This is a genomic window from Pseudomonas sp. BT-42-2 (genome assembly GCF_025847435.2).
Classification (GTDB): domain Bacteria; phylum Pseudomonadota; class Gammaproteobacteria; order Pseudomonadales; family Pseudomonadaceae; genus Aquipseudomonas; species Aquipseudomonas urmiensis.
Window position 1 is genome coordinate 1 of record NZ_JAOYTM010000025.1, and the last position, 20,197, is coordinate 20,197.

Sequence of the window (20,197 nt, forward strand, 5' to 3'; positions counted from 1 at the left end):
CACGGCGCCGTTCTTCTGGCTGGCGGTGAGCGTGTGGGAGCGGGCTTGCCCGCGAAGACGCCAGAATATCCACCACACCAACCACAGGTACGGCGCTGTTCTTCTGGCTGGCGGTGAGCCTGTGGGAGTGGGCTTGCCCGCGAAGAGGCCAGAATATCCACCACACCAACCACAGGCACGGCGCCGTTCTTCTGGCTGGCGGTGAGCCTGTGGGAGCGGGCTTGCCCGCGAAGAGGCCAGAATATCCACCACACCAACCACAGGCACGGCGCCGTTCTTCTGGCTGGCGGTGAGCGTGTGGGAGCGGGCTTGCCCGCGAAGACGCCAGAATATCCACCACACCAACCACAGGTACGGCGCTGTTCTTCTGGCTGGCGGTGAGCGTGTGGGAGCGGGCTTGCCCGCGAAGAGGCCGGTATATCCACCACACCTGCCACTATCGCCAGATAACGCCAGCCCAGTCGCCGCCACTAACTTCGCGACTTCAGGAGGCCGAGCGTAGGTGTCTGTAGGGCCAGGTGCGTCAGCACCCTTCGGCGTAGCCGAAGGCGCGAGATGTAGATTTGCGTAGCAAATCGTAGGCCGCGCGGGCCCGGAAGGCACCGAAGCGAGGGGACCCGGAGCGCAGCGTAGGGCCGGATGGTGGAGCGCACGGCTTTTGGTTACTTTTGGCCACGACCAAAAGTGACCCGCCGTAAGGGCGGAAAGGTGACTCAGCGCCACCCTCGCCAATGGATATGCTCAAAACTCTAAAAGCCCAAGCCCAAGCCCAAGCCCAAGCCCAAGCCCAAGCCCAAGCCCAAGCCCAAGCCCAAGCCCAAGCCCAAGAACCTCCAATCCCAAACCGCGAAAAAACAATTCCCAACCAACCTGTCGATTTCTCCCAAGCCCATTCGACCAACCATGAAGCCGCAGCAACCACTTACACCAAGCACTCATGACCGATCGGAGAAACCACAGATGAACAGCGCAGCCGAAACCGAAATCCGCCAACTGATCGACACCTGGATGCAAGCCGTCCGCGACCGCGACCTAGACGGTATCGCCGCCCCCTACGCCGACGACATCCTCGCCTTCGACGCCATCAAAGAGCTGCAATTCAAAGGCAAGGCCGCCTACCGCGCCCACTGGGAAATGTGCATGAGCTTCTGCACCGGCCCGATGGTGTTCGAGATGGAGCAACTGACCATACATGCCGACGGTGACCTGGGCTTGGCCCATTGGCTCAATCGCTGCGGCCCGTCGGATGACCAAAGCCAGTGCGGCTTCATGCGCGCCACGGTCGGCTATCGTCGTAACGGCGGGCAATGGCAGGTGATCCATGAGCATTGGTCGGCGCCGTTCGACATGGAAACCCAGAAGGCCCTGTTCGACCTTAAACCTTGAACTGAAAACACCCGGGTTTATCGCCAAACGCACTGTGCGCAAGCGCTGGAGACGACCATGAAATACCTGTGCCTGGTCTATTGTGACGAAGGGCTGCTGCACAGCCTGCCCGAGAGCCCGCAAGACGCCGAGTGCCAAGCCTACGCGGACTCATTGCATGGCTCCGGGCGCATGCTTGCGGCCGAGGCGCTCAAGTCGGTGCAGACAGCCACCACGGTACGCGTGCGCGCTGGCCGCATGAGCCTGACCGACGGGCCCTTCGCCGAGACCAAGGAGCAGTTGGCCGGGTTCTATCTGGTCAATGCTCGCGATCTGAATGAGGCGTTGAACATTGCCAAAGGCATTCCTGCCGCACGTGTGGGCAGTGTCGAGGTGCGCCCGGTACGCGAACTGCAACCCTGACAGCGGAGCACAATAACAATGACCGACGCCCAACCTGGCCCGCAACACGAACTGTCCATCAGCCGCCTGATCGATGCGCCTGCAGCCAAGGTGTTCCGCGCCTGGAGCGAACCCGAGTGGCTTATGCGGTGGTGGGGGCCGCACGGCATGACCACCCCCGAATGCGAGATGCAGCTGTGGGTTGGCGGTCTGTTCCGCACCCTGATGCGCGCCCCCGATGGCACTGAGTACCCTAACCAGGGCGTGTTCCTGGAGATCGCCGCACCGCGGCGGCTGGTGTTCACCGATGCCTTCGGGCCGGGCTGGGTGCCATCGGAGAAGGCTTTCATGACCGCTGTGGTGACGTTCGACGACGAGCTGGGCAAGACCCGCTACACCGCCCGGGCCTGGCACTGGAATGCTGCCGACTGCCGCGCCCATGAAGAAATGGGCTTTCATCAAGGCTGGGGAGAAAGCCTGGACCGCCTGGTGGAGGTGGTCACCCAGCGGATGCCTGATTGATGCTTGGCCCAGAGCGCGTACGTGAGCAAGTCGAGGCGGTCTATCGGCGCGACTCGCGGCGCATCCTGGCGACCCTGATTCGCCTGTTGGGCGATTTCGACCTGGCCGAGGAGGCCATGCACGATGCCTTCTTCATCGCCGTCGAGCGCTGGCAGCGCGATGGCATGCCGGGTAACCCGCGCGCCTGGTTGGTCTCGACTGGGCGCTTCAAGGCTATCGATGCCTTGCGTCGGCGCATGCGTTTCGATCGCTCTCAGGCGGATTTGATCATGCTGCTGGACAGTGAGGGGCGTGATCCCAGTGAGGAGGAGTTACTTGCCGACGACCGCCTGCGGTTGATCTTCACCTGCTGCCACCCAGCCCTGGCGGCCGACGCCCAAGTGCCGTTGACCCTGCGCGAGGTGTGTGACCTGACTACCGAGCAGATCGCCCGGGCATTTCTGCAGAGTCCGGCGACCATCGCCCAGCGCATCGTGCGCGCCAAGGCGAAGATTCGCGACGCAGGCATTGCGTATCAGGTCCCGGAGATGGCTGAACTGCCTGAGCGTCTGGAAAGCGTGTTGCGCGTCATCTACCTGGTGTTCAACGAAGGTTACCTGGCCTCATCGGGCGAAGATCTGGTGCAGCGCGAGCTGTGCGATGAGGCCATTCGCCTGGGGCGCCTGCTGGTTCAGCTGTTACCCGACCCTGAGGTACTTGGCCTGCTGGCGCTGATGCTGCTGCAAGCTTCGCGGCAGCGTGCGCGCAGCGATGCGCAAGGAGAGCTGGTGCTGCTCGACCAGCAAGACCGCAGCCTGTGGGACCGTCAGCAGATCGCTGAAGGCATCCAGCTGGTGGAGCAGGCCTTGCGCAGTCGGCAGTTTGGTGGGTACAGCCTGCAAGCGGCGATCGCCGCAGTGCATGCCCAGGCTGAGCGGGCAGAAGACACCGACTGGCAGGAGATCGTCGGCTTGTATGACGTGCTGCTGCGGTATTGGCCGTCACCTGTGGTCGAGCTCAACCGCGCAGCGGCACTGGCCAAACGCGATGGTGCGCAGGTGGGGTTGGTGGCGGTGCAGGCGATTCTGGATCGGGGGGAGCTGCGCGATTATCACTTGGCGCATGCAGCCAAGGCAGAGCTGCATGTACAGTTGGGGCAGATTAACAAAGCGCGTGCTGCCTGGTTGCAGGCCCTGGCGCTTACCCAGCAGGGGCCGCAGCGGCGGTATATAGAGCGGCGGTTGAAGGCGCTGGAATGAGCGCAGGGGTGTCAGCTCTGGCCTCATCGCGGGACAAGCCCGCTCCCACGTGTCCGCCCTATCAGGGAGACATGGGAGCTGGCGAAGCCTGCGATGATGGTCCGCATAGGCGCCAAATGACTCAACTCTGTAAATCAGCTGGCAACAAAATTCGGCGGCGAAACCAGGTCAACGGTCTGCTGCTTACGTGGCGCGAGGATCTCGGCCTCGCCCGATACCACCAGCTCATCTTTCTGGTTGTACACATTGGTGGCGATGCGCACCTTGAACTTGGGCAGCTTTTCCAGAATCTCCAGACGCACGGTCAGGGTGTCGCCAATCTTCACCGGCTTCTGGAAGCTCATCTGCTGACCCAGGTAGATGGTGCCCGGGCCAGGCAGGGTGCAAGCCACTGCCGCACTGATCAGCGCGCCGCTGAACATGCCGTGGGCAATACGCTCGCGGAACATGCTCTTGGCCGCGAACTCGGCATCCAGGTGCACCGGGTTGTGGTCACCGGACATCGCGGCGAACAGCTGAATGTCACGTTCTTCGACGGACTTCTCAAAGGTGGCTTTCTGACCCACTTCGAGGTCTTCGTAAGGGGTGTTGGTGACCTGGGTCATCAGGGCTTCCTTGTAGGCGGACGAGGGCGCATATCATTCATTGCGAGCAGGGCGGCCAAGGGCCAGCGCCTGTTCGAGCCAGCCGAGTATATCGGCGCAGACCTCGTCGCGATTGGTTTCATTGAGCAGCTCATGCCGCGCCTGAGGGTACAGGCGCAGCTGCACATGTCGATTGCCGGTCGCGCTCAAGGCGGCGGCCAGATCCTTGAGACGCTTGCCGGCACTGACCGGATCACATTCGCCGCCAATTACCAGGATCGGCAGGTTCGGATCAATCTGCGCCAGGTTACCCGGCTGGCTGATTTGCGCCAGCCCTTGCAGTAGATCGAGCCACAACTGGTTGCTGCAACGAAAGCCGCACAACGGGTCGGCGACGTACTTGTCGACCTCTTCAGGGTCGCGGCTGAGCCAGTCGAAGGCGGTACGGTTAGGCTTGAAGGCCTTGTTGAACGAGCCAAACGACAGCCACTCGATCAGCGCACTCTTGCCCATGGCACCTTGGCGCCAGGCTTCGACGCGGGCGATGGCCGCTGCCGTTCGATAGAGCGCTGGCGGCTGGAAATTCGAACCGCTGAGAATCGCCCCCTGCACACTGGCGCTGTGATGCAGCAGGTAGGCCTGGACAATGTAGCTGCCCATGCTGTGGCCGAACAGGAACAGCGGGGTCCCCGGATACGTCTGGCCGATGTACTGGGCGAGCAGGCCGAGGTCGTTGACCACGGCATTCCAGCCATGATGGCGGGCAAACAGGCCCAAGTGGCCAAGCTCGGCGGTACGCCCGTGGCCGCGCAGGTCAGGGGCGAACAGGGCAAAGCCTGCCTCGCTCAGGGCATGACCCAGGCGGCGGTAGCGCCCAGCGTGCTCGGCCATGCCGTGGGCCAGTAACACCACGGCCTTGACCGGTGTGCTCGGCAGCCACTGATGGACGTACAGGCTGCAATGCTCGCTGGCAGGCAGCCAGAAGGCGTCATGGGGCATGGCGGGTCCTTTACGCGCGGGTTCGAGCACAGTTTATGCACAATCGGCCAAATTGCAGGAAGGGCACAAATAAGATTCACAATGTTAATGGCAGCACTTGGCGTATTTGCCACCTCCTGCTTACCTGCTAACGTCGGCTGAACGCCTAATTGCCATCAGGCAATCAGGTCAGGGACGGTCCAGGCAAAGAGGAACAACAATAAATGCAAGCCGATTTCTGGAATGACAAGCGCCCGGCGGGCGTTCCTTCCACCATTGATATCCATGCTTACCGCTCCGTCGTCGAAGTGTTCGAGCGCTCCTGCAAGCGTTTCGCCGACCGCCCGGCGTTCAGCAACCTGGGCGTGACCCTCAGCTACGCTGAGCTTGAGCGCCATTCGGCGGCCTTCGCCGCCTGGCTGCAGCACAACACCGATCTGGCCCCTGGGGATCGCATCGCGGTGCAGATGCCCAACGTGTTGCAGTACCCCATCGCCGTGTTCGGCGCCTTGCGCGCCGGGCTGATCGTGGTCAATACCAACCCGCTGTACACCGAGCGTGAGATGCGCCACCAGTTCAAGGATTCCGGCGCCCGTGCCCTGGTCTACCTGAACATGTTCGGCAAGCGTGTACAGGAGGTGCTACCCGATACCGGGATCGAATACCTGATCGAAGCGAAAATGGGCGACCTGCTGCCCACGGCCAAGGGCTGGCTGATCAATACCGTGGTGGACAAGGTCAAGAAGATGGTACCGGCCTTCAACCTGCCGCAGGCAGTGCCGTTCAAGCAGGTGCTGCGCCAGGGCAGGGAGCTGACCCACAAACCAGTGCCGCTGACCCTCGACGACATTGCCGTGCTGCAGTACACCGGTGGCACCACCGGCTTGGCCAAGGGGGCGATGCTGACCCATGCCAACCTGGTCGCCAACATGCTCCAGGTGCTCGCTTGCTTCTCCCAGCACGGCCCGGACGGGCAGAAGCTGATCAAGGAGGGCCAGGAGGTGATGATCGCACCGCTGCCGCTTTACCACATCTATGCGTTCACGGCGAACTGCATGTGCATGATGGTCACTGGCAATCACAACGTGCTGATCACCAATCCGCGGGATATTCCGGGCTTCATCAAGGAGCTGGGCAAGTGGCGTTTCTCGGCGCTGCTCGGTCTGAATACCTTGTTCGTCGCACTGATGGATCACCCAGGCTTCAAGTCGCTGGATTTCTCTGCGCTGAAGGTCACCAACTCCGGTGGCACGGCGCTGGTCAAGGCCACCGCCGAGCGCTGGGAGAGCCTCACCGGCTGTCGCATCGTCGAAGGCTATGGCCTGACCGAAACCTCGCCGGTGGCCAGCACCAACCCCTATGGCCAGTTGGCCCGGCTGGGCACGGTAGGCATTCCGGTGGCGGGCACCGCTTTCAAGGTGATCGACGATGACGGCAACGAGTTGCCGCTGGGCGAGCGTGGCGAGCTGTGCATCAAGGGCCCGCAGGTGATGAAGGGCTACTGGCAGCAGCCCGAGGCGACCGCCCAGGCGCTGGATGCCGAGGGCTGGTTCAAGACCGGGGATATCGCGGTGATCGACCCCGATGGCTTTACCCGCATCGTCGACCGCAAGAAAGACATGATCATCGTCTCCGGCTTCAACGTGTATCCCAACGAGATCGAGGACGTGATCATGGGCCATCCACAGGTGGCCAACTGCGCGGCAATCGGCGTGCCCGACGAGCGCTCGGGCGAGGCGGTGAAGTTGTTCGTGGTACCGCGTGAGGGCGGGGTCAGCGTCGAGGAGCTCAAGGCCTACTGCAAGGCCAACTTCACTGGCTACAAGGTGCCCAAGCACATTGTCCTGCGCGATTCGCTGCCGATGACCCCGGTAGGCAAGATCCTACGCCGGGAGTTGCGCGACATCGCTTGATCACCTGCTGTCCTTCGCCATCGCGGGGCAAGCCGGCTCTCACGGATAAAACAGACGTGGCAGCGGGCTTGCCCCGCGATGACGTTCAAACCCCTCTAAAATGCGCAATACAGCCCGATTTGCGACATTTTGGTTAAATACTCTAAAAATGACTCATATAATTCATTGAGTCATTTTAGTGACCGTCAGGCCTGTTTTGGCCTCTAGGCGACCCCTGGTAAAGCTGTTACTCTCGGCCCGCTTTCAGAGGATACGGTTTGCAATGAACCGTCATCTCATATCAATAATAAACGCATAAACGCGTGATGAATTCGCTGTTGCTGAAGGAGTGGGCTTCCATGATCGAAAATTTTTGGAAGGATAAGTACCCAGCCGGGATTACGGCGGAAATCAATCCTGACGAATTCCCCAATATCCAAGCGGTACTCAAGCAGTCCTGCCAACGCTTTGCCGACAAACCGGCCTTTAGCAACCTGGGCAAAACCATCACCTATGGCGAGCTGTATGCCTTGTCAGGGGCGTTTGCTGCCTGGCTGCAACAGCACACCGACCTCAAGCCAGGTGATCGGATTGCCGTACAGCTGCCTAATGTCCTGCAATACCCTGTAGCCGTATTCGGCGCCATGCGCGCTGGGTTGATCGTGGTCAACACCAACCCGCTGTACACCGCGCGGGAGATGGAGCACCAGTTCAACGACTCCGGCGCCAAGGCATTGGTGTGCCTGGCCAACATGGCCCACCTGGCCGAAAAGGTCGTGCCCAAGACCCAGGTCAAGCATGTCATCGTCACCGAAGTGGCCGACCTGCTGCCGCCGATCAAGCGCCTGCTGATCAACAGCGTCATCAAGTACGTGAAGAAGATGGTCCCGGCGTACCACCTGCCAGGCGCCGTGCGCTTCAACGATGCCTTGGCCAAAGGCCAGGGCCAGCCGGTTACCGAGGCCAATCCGCAGCCCAACGATGTTGCCGTGCTGCAGTATACCGGTGGGACCACCGGTGTGGCCAAGGGCGCCATGCTCACCCACCGCAACCTGGTGGCCAACATGCTGCAGTGCCGGGCACTGATGGGCGCCAACCTGCATGAAGGGTGCGAGATCCTCATCACCCCGTTGCCGCTGTACCACATCTATGCGTTCACCTTCCATTGCATGGCCATGATGCTGATCGGCAACCACAACGTGCTGATCAGCAACCCGCGCGATTTGCCGGCCATGGTCAAGGAACTGGGCAAGTGGAAGTTCAGCGGTTTCGTTGGCCTCAACACCCTGTTCGTGGCCCTGTGCAACAACGAAGCCTTCCGTGCGCTGGATTTCTCGGCGCTGAAGATCACCCTGTCCGGTGGCATGGCCTTGCAACTGAGCGTGGCCGAGCGCTGGAAGACCGTCACCGGCTGCGCCATCTGTGAAGGCTACGGCATGACCGAGACCAGCCCGGTAGCAGCGGTCAACCCGGCCGAGGCCAACCAGGTCGGGACCATTGGCATTCCGGTGCCCTCGACCCTGTGCAAGGTCATCGATGACAATGGCCAGGAGCTTGGCCTGGGTGAAGTCGGCGAGCTGTGCGTGAAGGGCCCGCAGGTGATGAAGGGCTACTGGCAGCGCGAAGACGCTACCGCCGAGATCCTTGACGCCGATGGCTGGCTGAAGACCGGCGACATTGCCCTGATCCAGCTCGATGGCTACATGCGCATCGTCGATCGCAAGAAAGACATGATCCTGGTCTCCGGCTTCAACGTGTACCCCAACGAGCTCGAAGACGTCCTGGCCGGCTTGCCGGGCGTGCTGCAGTGCGCTGCGATTGGCGTGCCGGACGAGAAGTCGGGCGAGCTGATCAAGGTGTTCATCGTGGTCAAGCCAGGCATGACCCTGACCAAGGAGCAGGTGATGGAGCACATGCGCGCCAACGTCACGGGCTACAAGGTGCCGCGCTACATCGAGTTCCGCGATGCGTTGCCGACCACTAACGTCGGCAAGATCCTGCGCCGTGAGTTGCGTGACGAAGAGCTGAAGAAGCAGGGCTTGAAGAAGATCGCCTGAGGTCCAGACGACTTCGAACAGGCTGCATGGGAGCGGGGCAAGCCCGCTCCCATGAGGGCTCTAGCGTAGTTTTTCCAGCATCTGGTAGTACCACATCCCCGCCGCCAACAGCGGATTGCCCAACAGATCCCCCATCGGCACCTTGATGTGCTTGCACGCCGCAAAGGTGTCGAACTTCTCCAGCGTCCCCGTCAGTGCCTCGGCCATGATCTCGCCCATGATGTGGCTGGTGGCGATGCCGTGCCCGGAATAGCCCTGGCAGTACCAGACATTCTGCGAAAGCTTGCCCAACTGCGGAATGCGGTTGACCACGATGCCCATCGCACAGCTCCACTGGAACTCGATCGGCACGCCCTTGAGCGCGGGGAAGGTGCGCTCGATGCAGGGCCGCAGCTCGCCGGCGATATCCCGCGAATCCTTGCCTGAATAGTTGGCGCCACCGCCGAACAGCAAGCGCTTGTCGGCAGTCAGGCGGTAGTAGTCGAGGACGAAGCGGCAGTCGTACACCGCCAGGTCCTCGGGGTTGATCTGCGCGGCCAGTTCCCCCAGGGGCGCGGTGGTGACGATACCGCCCATGGCCGGGAAGATCTTGCCCTTGAGCTGGCGCTTTTCCAGCTTGTGGTAGACATCGCCGGCCAGCATCACCTGGCGGGCCTCGATCCGGCCCTGGGCAGTGACCACCGACGGGCGCGGGCCGTGGATGATCTCCAGCACTTCGGAGTTTTCAAAGATCAGCGCGCCCAGGCTGTTGGCGGCGCGGGCCTCGCCCAGGCACAGGTTGAGCGGATGCAGGTGCAGGTTGCGGCGGTTCTTCAGGCCGCCCAGGTACAGCGGGCTTTGCAGCTGGCGAGCCACCGCTTGGCGATCAAGCAACTCGACCTGATCGCCCATGCCACGGCGCTGCGCCTCGGCCTGAAAGCTGCGTAGCTCGTCCATGTGCGAAGGCTTCATCGCCGCATGCAGATGGCCGCGTTTCAGGTCGCAATCGATGCCATAACGCTGCACTCGCTGCTCGATGATCTGGTGGCCGCGCCAGCGCAGCTGCCAGATGAAGTCGTCGACTTCGGCGCCGAGCCGATCGCGCATTTGCGTGCGCATCGCTTCATCGCCCGACAGGCTGCCGGTGACCTGGCCGCCGTTGCGCCCGCTGGCGCCCCAGCCAATGCGGTGGGTTTCGACGATCGCCACCTTAAGGCCGCGCTCGGCCAACTCCACGGCGGTGGCGACGCCGGTGAAGCCACCGCCGATGATCGCCACGTCGACCTGATGGGTGCCCTGTAGGGTCGGGTATTGGGTCGAATCGTTGAGGGTGGCGCTGTAGTAGGACGGCGCGCGCTGGGCCGCGCCGTTGTTCAGTGCTGCGTTCATGGTGGTTCCTTGGCAGAAAAAGGGTAGGGCTCAGGCCTGGTGCAGGTACCAGCGCCAGTCCTGCTCGCCGACTTCGGCCATGAACTGGCGGTACTCGGCTCGCTTGACCTTCAGGTACACACCGAGGAAGGCCTCGCCCAGCGCTTCTTTGGCCCAGCTCGACTGCTCCAGGGCATCGAGCACGGTCAGCCAGTCAGTGGGCAGGTGCTCGGTAGCCTGGGCATAGCCGTTGCCTTGCACGGGCGCGCCGGGGTCGAGCTGCTGGCGGATGCCTTGGTGGCTGGCGGCGAGGATCGCGGCGGCGGCCAGGTAGGGGTTGGCGTCGGCGCCGCAGATGCGGTGCTCGACATGCCGGCTGTTGGCCGGGCCGCCCGGTATGCGCAGGCTGACGGTCCGGTTGTCGACGCCCCAGGTCGGCGCCAGCGGCGCATAACTGTTGGCCTGGAAACGCCGGAACGAGTTGGCGTTGGGGCAGAACAGCAACAGCGATTCGTGCAAGTGGCGCAGCATGCCAGCGACCGCCTGGCGCAGCAGCGGGGTGCCTGCCGGATCGCTGCTGGCGAACAGATTGTTGCCCTGCGCATCGGCCAGGCTCAGGTGCATGTGCATGCCGGTGCCAGCCAGATCCGAAAACGGTTTGGCCATGAAGCACGCCTGCATGCCGTGGGCATGGGCGATGCCCTTGACCAGGCGCTTGTAGCGCACCGCCTGATCCATCGCCACCAAGGCGTCGCCATGCTCCAGGGTAATCTCCACCTGACCGGGGGCGTATTCGGAAATCGCCGTGCGCGCCGGGATGCCCTGGGCTTTGCAAGCCGCGTACAGGTCGGCGAGGAACGGCTCGATCTGCTCCAGTTCGCGCAGGCCATAGACCTGGGTGGCGCGTGGCCGGCCGCCGTCGTTGTCCAGCGCTGGCTGCGGGCGGCCGTGGGCATCGCGCTGCTGGTCGAGCAGGTAGAACTCAAGCTCACAGGCCATCACTGGATGCAAGCCATCAGCCTTGAGCGCCTCGATGGTGCGCAGCAGAACGTGGCGTGGATCGGCAACGCTGGCGGGCAGGCCTTCGCTGGGGTGCATGCTGACTTGCACAGCGGCGGTAGGCACACGCCGCCACGGCAGACGGACCAGGCTACCGTCAAGCGGGTAGGCGCGGCAGTCGATATCGCCGACGTCCCAGACCAGTCCGGAGTTCTCGACATCATCGCCATTGAGGGTCAGGCCGAGGATGGTACTGGGCAATGGCCGGCCGCTTTCGTATACCGCCAACAGCTCATCGCGGTGCAGCAGCTTGCCGCGTGGCACGCCGTTGGCGTCGAGGATGAACAGCTCGATCAGGTCGATATCAGGGTTGTCGGCCAAAAAGCGTTCGGCCTGCTCGATAGGAGCAAAGTGCATGATGGATTCGCTCGCGCACAGGACCTGCGCACAACAGGCGCCAGGTCATACTGGGTCAGCCGGCCGGTGGGCCGGAATGGGTCAGTCAAGCGTGAGTAAAGCATCCGGTGGGCGCGCGTGACGGCAGTGCCACAAGGCCCAGAAGGCGAGGATGATGTGCACCAGCGGATTTTCGCCAGCGCAGGCCCGAACCTTCGGCAAGGAAGGGCGTGACGGCGGCTGGGCGATGCTGGTGAGGAGGATCATGGCTCGATACTCCCATGGGCTGTAAGGTTGATTAAATCAGTGAATGGCTACCTTCAGTTCGCGCTTGGCTAAACAAATGCAGCCACCTTGTAGGATGCTGGCGTGGCAGCGGGCTTGCCCCGCGATAGCTCTTTAACGGCTATCGCGGGGCAAGCCCGCTGCCACGGGAACCTCCATAAAGCGCTACGTTATGCGACAATCGCAGCCCTTCGAATGCCGATCATGCACAAGCAGGCTCACCTGCATCATTAAAAAGCCCCATGACAGACCACGCCATCGACCAGCTGCTGAACAACCTCGACCACGCCATGATCGCCGACCGCCATCGTCTGCGTCGGCAATTGCATGAGCTGCGCAAGCGCCCCGACGAGGCCAAGCTGGCGCAGTGGGTGGACAAGGTCCAGGCCTCGTTCGCCCAGGTCACTGCGCGCCAGCAAAGCGTGCCGAGTATCCGCTACGACGATAACCTGCCGATTGCCGCCAAACGCGACGAGATCAAGAAGGCCTTGAGTGAACACCAAGTCCTGGTGATCGCCGGCGAAACCGGTTCGGGCAAGACCACTCAGTTGCCCAAGATCTGCCTGGAATTGGGCCGTGGTAGCCACGGCCAGATCGCTCACACCCAGCCCCGTCGGATCGCCGCGCGCAGCGTTGCCGCGCGGGTCGCGGAAGAGCTCGGCACGCCGCTGGGCGCGCTGGTCGGCTACCAGGTGCGGTTCGAGGATCAGAGCGATTCCAACACCCTGGTCAAGCTGATGACCGATGGCATCCTGCTCGCCGAAACCCAGCATGATCGGTTTCTTGAGCGTTACGACACAATCATCGTCGACGAGGCCCACGAGCGCAGTCTGAACATCGACTTCTTGCTCGGTTATCTGAAGACCTTGCTGCATCGCCGGCCCGAGCTGAAGCTGATCATCACTTCGGCGACCATCGATCTGGAGCGCTTCTCCAAGCATTTCGATAACGCGCCGATCATCGAAGTCTCGGGCCGTACCTACCCGGTGGAAACCTGGTACCGGCCGCTGACCAGCGAGCAGGACGAGGAAGGCAACCAGGTTGAAGACGACCTGACAGTTGATCAGGCGATCCTGGCCACCCTCGATGAAATCGCCGCGCACGAACGCAGTGTCGGCAAGGGGCCGGGTGATGTGCTGGTGTTCCTGCCCGGCGAGCGCGAGATTCGCGACGCTGCCGAGATCTTGCGCAAGGCTCAGCTACGTCACACCGAGATCTTGCCGCTGTACGCCCGGCTGTCGCCGGCCGAGCAGCAGAAGATCTTCCAGTCGCACCCAGGCCGGCGCGTGGTGCTCGCCACCAACGTGGCCGAGACTTCCCTGACGGTGCCCGGCATCCGCTATGTGATCGACAGTGGCACCGCGCGGATCAGCCGTTACAGCTATCGCGCCAAGGTCCAGCGCCTGCCTATCGAGGCGGTCTCGCAAGCCAGTGCCAACCAGCGTAAGGGACGCTGCGGGCGGGTCGAGCCGGGCATCTGTGTGCGTCTGTACAGCGAGGATGATTTCAACGGCCGACCGGCGTTCACCGATCCGGAGATCTTGCGCACCAACCTGGCGGCGGTGATCTTGCAGATGCTCCACTTGCGCCTGGGTGCCATCGATGCGTTCCCCTTCATCGAACCGCCCGATGGCAAGGCCATCAGCGACGGTTTCAACCTGCTGCAGGAGCTGTCGGCGGTCAATCGCGAGAACCAGCTGACCCCGCTCGGCCGGCAACTGGCGCGTTTGCCTATCGATCCGCGACTGGGCCGCATGCTGCTCGAAGGCGCCCGCTTGGGCAGTCTGCAGGAAGTATTGATCGTCACCAGCGCGCTGTCGGTGCAGGATCCACGCGAGCGTCCGCCGGAGCGTCAGCAGGCAGCGGATCAAGCCCACGCGCAGTGGAAAGACGTCGATTCGGACTTTGCCGCGCTGGTCAATCTGTGGCGCGGTTTCGAAGAGCAGCGCCAGGCGCTGACCGCCAACCCGCTGCGAAACTGGTGCCGGAAGAACTTCCTCAATTACCTGCGCCTGCGCGAATGGCGCGATGCGCATCGCCAGTTGTCGCTGATCTGTCGCGACCTGCAACTGACCGTCAACAAAGAGCCAATCGACTATCAGCGCATGCACAAGGCCATTCTCAGTGGCCTGCTCAGCCAGATCGGCCACAAGACCGAAGAGGGCGACTACCAGGGCGCGCGCCAGCGCCGTTTCTGGATCCACCCCTCGTCCGGCATCGGCCGCAAGCGCCCGCAGTGGGTGATGGCCGCCGAACTGGTCGAAACCACCAAGCTGTATGCGCGCATGGTGGCCAAGATCGAGCCAGACTGGATCGAGCCGCTGGCGGGTCACCTGATCAAGAAAAACCACTTCGAACCACATTGGGAGAAGAAGCGCGGGCAAGTGGTGGCCTATGAACAGATCACCCTGTATGGCTTGATCCTGGTCGGCCGGCGCCCGGTGCACTACGGGCCGATCGATCCGGTGGTTTCACGCGAGCTGTTTATCCGCGAGGGCTTGGTTGGCGGTGAGATTCAGTCGCGGGCCAAGTGCCTGGCGGCTAACAAACGCCTGCTCGAACAGCTCGACGAGCTCGAGGCCAAGGCGCGCCGACGCGACATTCTCGCCGATGAGGAAACCCTCTACGCCTTCTATGAAGCGCGCCTGCCTGCCGAGATTCACCAGACGGCGACATTCGACGCCTGGTATCGCATGACCAGCCAGAAAGACGCCAATCTGCTGATCATGCGCGAAGAGGATGTGTTGGCCCGCGAGGCCAGTGAAGTGACCGCCGCGCAATACCCTGACAGCCTCAAGGTGGGCGAGCTGAGCCTGCCGCTGAGCTACCATTTCGAGCCCAACCATCCGCGCGATGGCGTCACTGTGCGGGTGCCGGCGCCGTTGCTGCCGAGCCTGCCGGGTGAGCGCCTGGAATGGCTGGTGCCAGGTTTGCTTGAGGCCAAGTGCATCGCCCTGGTACGCAACCTGCCCAAGGCCTTGCGCAAGAACTTCGTGCCGGTGCCGGACTTCGTCAAGGCCGCCCTGGCGCGGATGACCTTTGGCCAGGGTGGTTTGCCCCAGGCGCTGGGCCAGGAACTGCTGCGCATGACCGGCGCGCGGGTAACCGATGAGGCTTGGGCGCAAGCGGCTGAGCTGGTCGAGAGCCATCTGCGGATGAACATCGAAGTGGTCGATGGCCAGGGTAAGTTCCTCGGCGAAGGGCGCGATCTGGCCGAGCTGACCTCCCGATTTGTCGCAGCCAGCCAAGCCGCACTGGCCATGCCGCGCACGGAAAAGTCCGAGCAGCCGGTGCAAGCCAAGGCCTTCGCCGACGTCGCTGAAACCGCCCAGCAAAAGATCGCCGGGCTGTCGATGACGGTCTACCCGGCGCTGGTCGAAGAGAACGGCAGCGTACGTGAAGGGCGTTTCTCGACCCACGCCGAGGCCCAGTTCCAGCATCGCCGCGCATTGCAGCGCCTGCTGCTGCAACAGCTGGCAGAACCGGCCAAGTTCCTGCGTGGCAAGTTGCCCGGGCTGACCGAGCTGGGCCTGCTGTACCGCGACATGGGCCGGGTCGAGGCGTTGGTCGAGGACATCCTGCTGGCCAGTCTCGACAGCTGCATCCTGGAAGGTGAAGCGCAGCTGCCGCGCGATGGTGCTGGCCTTGCTTCGTTGGCCGAGCGCAAGCGCGGCAGTTGGGCTGAGCACGCCGAGCGCTTGGCCAGGCTGACGCTTGAAGTGCTCAAGCTGTGGCATGGCTTGCAAAAGCGCTTCAAAGGCAAGATCGACTTGAGCCAAGCCGTGGCCTTGAACGACATCAAGCTGCAGTTGGCCAACCTGGTCTACCCAGGTTTTGTACGCGATACGCCTGGGATGTGGTTCAAGGAGTTGCCGCGCTACCTCAAGGCCATCGAATTGCGCCTGGAGAAACTCGGCTCGCAAGTGCAGAAGGACCGCGTCTGGAGTGGCGAATTGGCCACTCTCTGGACCCAGTACAAGACACGCGCCGACAAGCATGCCCAGGAGGGCAAGCGCGATGAGCAGTTGCTCATGTACCGTTGGTTGCTAGAGGAATACCGGGTATCGCTGTTCGCCCAGCAGCTGGGCACCAAGGTGCCGGTTTCCGACAAACGCTTGAGCAAACAGTGGAGCCAGGTAGAGGGCTAAACTTCTGCAAATGTGGCAAACTTGCTGGAGTTTTGCGGCCGCTTTGCGGCCCTTCGCGAGCTAGACCGGCTCCCACGGGGAGCAGGTTTATCCGCGAACGAGGGCATAGCCCTCGCTGGTTCTCCCGTTTCAGCGGGAAGTTGCAATTGTAAATTGGTACCAAGGTGCCATTATCATGCCCCTTATTTCGGCCAGCGCCGTGCGGCGATGGCCTCTGACCAGAGGAACGACCGTGCATAACGTCGTGATCAGCGGCACCGGCCTGTATACCCCGGCCCAGAGCATTTCCAACGAAGAACTGGTGGAGTCGTTCAATACCTGGGTCACGCAGTACAACCAGGACAACGCGGCGGCCATCGCGCGTGGCGAAGTCCAAGCCCTGGCCGAATCCAACGCCGCCTTCATCGAGAAGGCGTCGGGGATCAAGAGCCGCTTCGTGTTGGACAAGGCTGGCATTCTCGATCCGCAGCGCATGAAGCCACGCTTGCCGGAGCGCTCCAATGATGAGCCGTCGATCCTCTGTGAGATGGCCGTGACCGCGGCCCGCCAGGCCCTTGAACGTGCAGGTCGCACTGCCGCCGATGTCGATGCAGTGATCGTCGCTTGCTCCAACCTGCAGCGCCCGTATCCGGCTATCGCCATCGAAGTGCAGCAGGCGTTGGGCATCAACGGTTTTGGCTTTGACATGAACGTTGCCTGCTCGTCGGCCACCTTCGGCATCCAGACCGCCGCCAACAGTATTCAGCTGGGCCAGGCCCGAGCGGTGCTGGTGGTCAACCCTGAGGTGTGTACCGCTCACCTGAACTTCCGCGATCGTGACAGTCACTTCATCTTTGGCGATGCCGCTACCGCCGTGCTGCTCGAGCGAGCTGACCTGGCGACTTCGGCGCATCAGTTCGAGATCGTCAGCAGCAAGTTGCTGACTCAGTTCTCCAACAACATCCGCAATAATTTCGGCTTCCTAAACCGTGCGGCGGAGGAGGGCGAGGGGGCTGCGGACAAACTGTTCGTTCAGGAAGGGCGCAAGGTGTTCCGTGAGGTGTGTCCGATGGTGGCTGAGTTGATCGGCCAGCACTTGCAAGAGAATGGTCTGCAGCCGAGCGATGTGAAGCGTTTCTGGTTGCATCAGGCCAACTTGAGCATGAATCACTTGATCGTCAAGAAGTTGGTAGGGCGGGATGTGGCTGAGGAAGATGCGCCGGTGATTTTGGATCGGTATGCCAATACCAGTTCGGCGGGGTCGGTGATTGCCTTGCACCTGTATCAGGATGATTTGCCTGTGGGGGCGGTGGGGGTGCTGAGTTCGTTTGGTGCTGGGTATTCGATTGGTAGCGTGATTTTGCGTAAGCGCTAATTTATGAGGTTTGGGTTTTTTCTGGTTGCGGGGGTGGCGTTGAGTCACCTTTGCGGCCATTTTGCGGGGGTAGCGCTGGTTTTGAGTTGAGTTCTTGAAATTCGAACTTATCCGTTTTTTGGGGTGCTACTACTGGCCCCTTCCGCCCTTACGGCGAGTCACTTTTTGGCAAACGCCCGGTGTGCCGGCCCAGCCAAAAGTAACCAAAAAGGTCTGCGCTCCACCATCAGTCCCGCCCGTGGCGGGATCCCTTCGCGCCGGCGCCTTCCGGGCCCGCGCGGCCTACGATTTGCTGCGCAAATCTACATCTCGCGCCTTCGGCTACGCCGAAGGGTGCTGACGCACCTGGCCCTACAGGCACCTCTGCTTAGCCTCCTGAAGTCGCGAATCTGCGTCGCCTGGAATTGCGCGCACGAAGATCAAGAGCAGCGAATCGCTACGCTCTCGCCAAAGCCAAAGCCAAAGCCAAAGCCAAAGCCAAATTTTGATTTTTCTGCTGTGTTGTTTGTTCTGGCCTCTTCGCGGGCAAGCCCGCTCCCACAGTTACCGCGTCGATTTACGTCCAGCGTTGAGCCAGCACTGACCCCACGCAGATACTGCGAACCCCACGGACCCTGTGGGAGCGGGCTTGCCCGCGAAGAGGCCAGAATGTCCACCACACCTACCACAGGCACGGCGCCGTTCTTCTGGCTGGCGGTGAGCCTGTGGGAGCGGGCTTGCCCCGCGATGGCGTCCGACTATCCACCACACCTGTCACTATCGCCAGATAACGCCAGCCCAGGCGCCGCCACTAACTTCGCGACTTCAGGAGGCCGAGCGTAGGTGTCTGTAGGGCCAGGTGCGCAGCACCCTTCGGCGTAGCCGAAGGCGCGAGATGTAGATTTGCGTAGCAAATCGTAGGCCGCGCGGGCCCGGAAGGCACCGAAGCGAGGGGACCCGGAGCGCAGCGTAGGGCCGGATGGTGGAGCGCACGGCTTTTGGTTACTTTTGGCCACGACCAAAAGTGACCCGCCGTAAGGGCGGAAAGGTGACTCAGCGCCACCTTCGCCAATGGATATGCTCAAAACTCTAAAAGCCCAAGCCCAGCCCAGCCCAGCCCAAGCCCAACCCCAACGAAAAAAAGCGAAAAGCGCCGGATGGGGTTCGGCACTTCCCGCTTTCACTAACGCAGAGCAACTACACCTTAGAACTTAGCTTCCAGATCCACCTGCAACGTATCGACATCAGCATTGCTATTAGGCAACTGCGACAGGTCGGTCTTGGCCATCAGATAAGCAGCACCCACCGAGAAGTTCTTGTCGATCTCGTAGCCCACCTTGAACTTGTGACCGCGCGAACCCGTGAAGCCGTTACCGAAGTCAGAGTCGGTGAACAGGCTGACCACAGCGTTACGCTGCACATCGCGGTAGTTGTAGTCCAGGCTCCAGGCACCGAGCTTGGTCTTCAGGCCCGCCAGCCAAGCCTGGTCTTCGCCATCGGTGCTCTCGGTGTTCTTCACGTACTGACCATAGGCCGACAGCGGGACAGCCAGGCCAGTCAGGTCGATCTGACCGAAGCCTTCCACCAGGTTGAACTCGTTGGTGGTGTTGCCGAACGACTGCAGGATGGTGGCTTCCTTGTCGTTGTCGTAGCCATAGATGCTCGCACCCACGGTGACCTTGAGGGCATCCATCGGCGCGAACTTCGCCCCCAGCTGGCCGTGGTAGACCTGGGCGTCGTGCTTGTACTGCACGCCGTCGCCGTCGACGTTGTCCTTGAGGGTGTATTGACCCGCGCTGGCGAACACTTCGGCGCCGCCCAGGTCGGTCTTGTAGGTAGCAGCCACACCTTCCGGGTTGATGTCGCTGTCCCAGATGATGTCGCCCATGCTGACCCAAGGCTGGGCCATCTTGCCGCCGATCAGGTGCAGGCCGGGCAGGGCGGTCGGGTGCCAGTCGAGGTAGGCCAGGTCAACCCACAGCGACTTCTTGTCGAAGTAGTTGTCCAGGCTCTGGTTGGTCGAGCGACGGTCAGCGCTGCTGCCGGTGGCGACACGGATGCCGGCGTCGACCTGCGGGTTGATTTCGCTGTAGAAGCCAACGCGGGCACGCACGCGCTGACGGTCCTGGTTGCCGCTGGAGCTGTTCGGTTCGTCGACGTTGACGTCTTCGTAGCGCAAGCGCACATCGCCCTTGATCTGGGTCTTGGCGGCCCAGGCGACCTTCTGTTCAAAGGAGCTCATCCGCTCGGATTGAGCCTTCATGTCTGCCTTTTCCTTGGTTTCCTTCGACAGGTCGGCCTGCAGTTCGTTGTACTGCGCCTGGTTGATCGAGCCGTTGGCGCGGAGCATTTCGAGCAGCTTGGCGTCGACTGCAGCACTGGCTGGAGTACTCAGAGCCAGCATCAGGCCGGTGAGGCTCACTCCAGTAAGTGTAGAAACAAGACGCATAAGGTTCTCCCTGTTGGAAAAGTATGGGGAGGCTTGTGCGCCCGCCCCCGAGTTGGCAAGTCTTCGGAAAAGGCCTGAATAGACAGGTCGCTGGGGTTCCGGAAAACAGGCGCAAGTATTGCGAGGGGGGATGACAGAATAATGTCTATTTAGTGGCACTGCCGTTAAGAAAACCGCTGTCAGTGCGCTTGAGGTTTGTCAG

At 62.0% G+C, this 20,197-nt stretch carries 13 protein-coding genes; 8 read left to right on the forward strand and 5 right to left on the reverse strand.

From position 1 onward, the window contains the following. Nucleotides 1–960: 960 nt before the first annotated feature. The 4 genes from OIU19_RS23805 to OIU19_RS23820 are packed head-to-tail and all read left to right on the forward strand — an operon-like array spanning nucleotide 961 to nucleotide 3,527. Complete coding sequence (locus OIU19_RS23805) at nucleotides 961–1,386, forward strand: nuclear transport factor 2 family protein (RefSeq protein WP_264237067.1); 426 nt, start codon at nucleotides 961–963, stop codon at nucleotides 1,384–1,386. 57 nt (nucleotides 1,387–1,443) lie between these two features. Continuing rightward, the gene (locus OIU19_RS23810) at nucleotides 1,444–1,788 is read left to right on the forward strand and encodes a YciI family protein (RefSeq protein ID WP_264237068.1); all 345 of its coding nucleotides are present in this window, start codon (nucleotides 1,444–1,446) and stop codon (nucleotides 1,786–1,788) included. 18 nt (nucleotides 1,789–1,806) lie between these two features. Then, nucleotides 1,807–2,289, forward strand: coding sequence for an SRPBCC family protein (locus OIU19_RS23815; protein WP_264237070.1), 483 nt, complete (start codon nucleotides 1,807–1,809; stop codon nucleotides 2,287–2,289). Next, the gene (locus OIU19_RS23820; RefSeq protein ID WP_264237071.1) at nucleotides 2,289–3,527 is read left to right on the forward strand and encodes an RNA polymerase sigma factor; all 1,239 of its coding nucleotides are present in this window, start codon (nucleotides 2,289–2,291) and stop codon (nucleotides 3,525–3,527) included. Before OIU19_RS23815 ends, OIU19_RS23820 begins: the two co-directional genes overlap by 1 nt. Nucleotides 3,528–3,661: 134 nt before the next feature. Here the strand turns inward: OIU19_RS23820 and OIU19_RS23825 are convergent, their stop codons facing one another. Continuing rightward, nucleotides 3,662–4,132, reverse strand: a complete 471-nt coding sequence (locus OIU19_RS23825) for a MaoC family dehydratase (RefSeq protein WP_264237072.1) — start codon at nucleotides 4,130–4,132, stop codon at nucleotides 3,662–3,664. Nucleotides 4,133–4,165: 33 nt separating this feature from the next. Further along, on the reverse strand, nucleotides 4,166–5,110 hold the full coding sequence (locus OIU19_RS23830) for an alpha/beta hydrolase (RefSeq protein WP_264237073.1): 945 nt from the start codon (nucleotides 5,108–5,110) through the stop codon (nucleotides 4,166–4,168). A gap of 203 nt (nucleotides 5,111–5,313) precedes the next feature. On the opposite strand from OIU19_RS23830, the gene fadD2 reads away from it, so the two are divergent. Continuing rightward, nucleotides 5,314–7,002 (forward strand): long-chain-fatty-acid--CoA ligase FadD2, encoded by a 1,689-nt coding sequence (fadD2, locus tag OIU19_RS23835; RefSeq protein WP_186557722.1) that lies wholly within the window; start codon nucleotides 5,314–5,316, stop codon nucleotides 7,000–7,002. A 338-nt stretch (nucleotides 7,003–7,340) separates the two neighbouring features. After that, the gene (fadD1, locus tag OIU19_RS23840; RefSeq protein ID WP_264237074.1) at nucleotides 7,341–9,038 is read left to right on the forward strand and encodes a long-chain-fatty-acid--CoA ligase FadD1; all 1,698 of its coding nucleotides are present in this window, start codon (nucleotides 7,341–7,343) and stop codon (nucleotides 9,036–9,038) included. A 60-nt stretch (nucleotides 9,039–9,098) separates the two neighbouring features. Here the strand turns inward: fadD1 and OIU19_RS23845 are convergent, their stop codons facing one another. Continuing rightward, nucleotides 9,099–10,406, reverse strand: coding sequence for an FAD-binding oxidoreductase (locus tag OIU19_RS23845; RefSeq protein WP_264237075.1), 1,308 nt, complete (start codon nucleotides 10,404–10,406; stop codon nucleotides 9,099–9,101). A 30-nt stretch (nucleotides 10,407–10,436) separates the two neighbouring features. Beyond that, nucleotides 10,437–11,801, reverse strand: coding sequence for a glutamine synthetase family protein (locus OIU19_RS23850; RefSeq protein ID WP_264237076.1), 1,365 nt, complete (start codon nucleotides 11,799–11,801; stop codon nucleotides 10,437–10,439). 506 nt (nucleotides 11,802–12,307) lie between these two features. On the opposite strand from OIU19_RS23850, the gene hrpA reads away from it, so the two are divergent. Together hrpA and OIU19_RS23860 are read left to right on the forward strand one after the other, a co-directional pair. Next, nucleotides 12,308–16,213 (forward strand): ATP-dependent RNA helicase HrpA, encoded by a 3,906-nt coding sequence (hrpA, locus tag OIU19_RS23855; RefSeq protein WP_264237077.1) that lies wholly within the window; start codon nucleotides 12,308–12,310, stop codon nucleotides 16,211–16,213. 232 nt (nucleotides 16,214–16,445) lie between these two features. Further along, nucleotides 16,446–17,567: a beta-ketoacyl-ACP synthase III gene (locus OIU19_RS23860; RefSeq protein ID WP_264237078.1), complete on the forward strand. Its 1,122-nt coding sequence runs from the start codon at nucleotides 16,446–16,448 to the stop codon at nucleotides 17,565–17,567. A 1,183-nt stretch (nucleotides 17,568–18,750) separates the two neighbouring features. Here OIU19_RS23860 and OIU19_RS23865 read toward each other — a convergent pair. Further along, the gene (locus OIU19_RS23865; RefSeq protein ID WP_186557477.1) at nucleotides 18,751–19,995 is read right to left on the reverse strand and encodes a putative porin; all 1,245 of its coding nucleotides are present in this window, start codon (nucleotides 19,993–19,995) and stop codon (nucleotides 18,751–18,753) included. Between the last annotated feature and the right edge of the window lie 202 nt (nucleotides 19,996–20,197).